This is a genomic window from Streptomyces sp. NPDC001781, assembly GCF_053596035.1.
In genome coordinates, this window is the sequence record NZ_JBSFFI010000083.1 from 1 (window position 1) to 2,129 (window position 2,129).

Genomic DNA, 2,129 nt, shown 5'->3' on the forward strand with positions numbered 1-2,129 from the left:
TTGAGCACGTCCCGGAAGTTCACGCCCGCCGCACGCACAGCCACCCGCACCTGCCCCGGCTCCAACCGCGCCGATCCGGCGTCGGTCGGGACCAGGCACAGTTCCTCGATGGTGCCGCGCTCACGGAAGCCCAGCCGCCAGCCGGAGCCGTCGACCGGGACCGGCAGTGCCTGCGAGAGCCGCTCCAGCCTCGGCACGCGGACCCGGCCACCGCGCAGCGCCACCTGGCCCTCGCCCGAGCCGAGCGCCGCAGCGACCCCGGCCCCGACGTCGTCCAGATTCTCGACGTCGACCAGCGCCACCCGGCCCGCCGTCTCCGCCTGCGCCACGCGCCCCAGCCCCCACACCGACGCAGCCGCCACGGCCGCCTCCGTACGGGCGACGGTCCCGTGGTCCGCCCCGGCTCCCCCGCTCACCGCACCGACGGTGACCAGGACGAGCCGCGTGCCGCCCAGCACCTCGGCGTTCAGCCACCCCTGAATCAGGCTCAGGGTCTCGACGGTCGCCTCGCTCGCGGCGTCCGGCGCGCAGCCGTCGAGCGAGGGCAGCGCGACGAGGGTGTCGGGTACGTCGGCTCCGGCCTCGACGGCCTTGAGGAGCGCCTCGATCCCGTCGTAGCGGGCGGCGTCCGGGAGGCCGGTGACCTCAGCCGACCCACTCAACGCCCAGCCCGCCCCCGACGGCACCAGCGCCCCGGCCCCGCCCTCCACCTCCATCTCCACCCAGTCCAACGTCAGCAGCGCCTCGCGCACCAGCCGGGAACTCACCTCCAGCGCGCCGACCGCCATCGGCCGCAGGGTGAGCGAGTCGACCGAGGCCAGCACCGCCCCCGTCGGGTCCGCGACCGTCACCGCGACGCCCTGGCCGTCGGCGGCCGGGGCCACCCGGACCCGGGCGTTCGTCGCCCCGGTCCCGCGCACGGCCACGCCGTTCCAGGCGAACGGCATCAGCGGGCCCGTGGCGCCGCTCAGGCCGCCGTCGAGCCCGAGTACGTGCGACGCCGCGTCCAGCAGCGCCGGATGCACGGCGAACCCGCTCCCCGAGACGCCCTCGGGCAGCGCGACCTCGGCGAACACCTCGCCGGGCTCCTGGCCGCGCCAGATGCCCCGCACACCCGCGAACACCGGCCCGTACTCCAGCCCCGCCCCGGTCAGCCCGGCGTACAGCTCCTCCACCGACAGCGCCTCGGCGCCCGCCGGAGGCCAGGCCACCGCCCACGCGCCATCCTGAGAAACGGACTCGGACGCCAGCACGCCCCGTGCATGCCGCGTCCACACGCCGTCCGGGCCACCGTCGGGCCGGGTGTGGACGCTGACCTCACGGCGCCCGTGCTCGTCCGCGCCCTCCACACCGATCTGGATGCGCAGGCCGCCCTCGTCCGGGAGCACCACCGGCGCGTCGATCAGCAGCTCTTCGAGCCGGTCGCAGCCGGTCAGGCCGCCGACGAACGACGCCATCTCCACCAGCACCGCCCCCGGCACGACCACACGCCCCGAGACGGTGAAATCGCCGAGCCAGGGCTGCGCGGTGGCGGACAGGCGTCCGACGGCGCTGATCCCGCCCGAGCCGGGCGACTCGACGACCGCGCCGAGCAGACCGTGTCCCGCCTCGCCCAGCCCGAGGTCCTGCGGCCGGGAGCTGCCCCGGCCGTGGAGCCAGTAGCGCTGGCGCTGGAACGCGTACGTCGGCAGCTCGACCCGACGCCCCTCGTCCCCGTACACCTCTTCCCACCGCACCGATCCGCCCCGTACCGCGACACCGGCCAGCGCGGTCAACGCCGCCCGCACCTCGTCACGGCCCCGGCGCATCACCGGCAGCCACACCTCACCTCCAACCGGCTCGCCCACCTGCGGACCGAGCCCGGACAGCACCCCGTCCGGACCCACCTCCACGAACGTCCGAACCCCCGCAGCGCGCAGACTCACCACCGCGTCGGCGAAACGCACCGCGTCCCGCACGTGCCGCACCCAGTAACCCGGGTCCGTCACCTCGTCCGTCACCAGACCGCCCGTCAGGCCAGAGACAAGGCCGAGGCGGGGCTTGTTCAGCCGAGTCGAGGCCACGACCTGCCCGAACTCCTCCAGCATCGGCTCCATCAGCGGCGAGTGGAACGCGTGCGACACCCGCAG

General features: G+C 75.4%; 1 protein-coding gene. It reads right to left on the minus strand.

All coding sequences use genetic code 11. The annotated features are described in order from the left end of the window. Positions 1 to 2,129 (minus strand): polyketide synthase dehydratase domain-containing protein (locus tag ACWCV3_RS28760; RefSeq protein ID WP_451230242.1); only part of this gene is annotated, 2,129 nt, incomplete at both ends.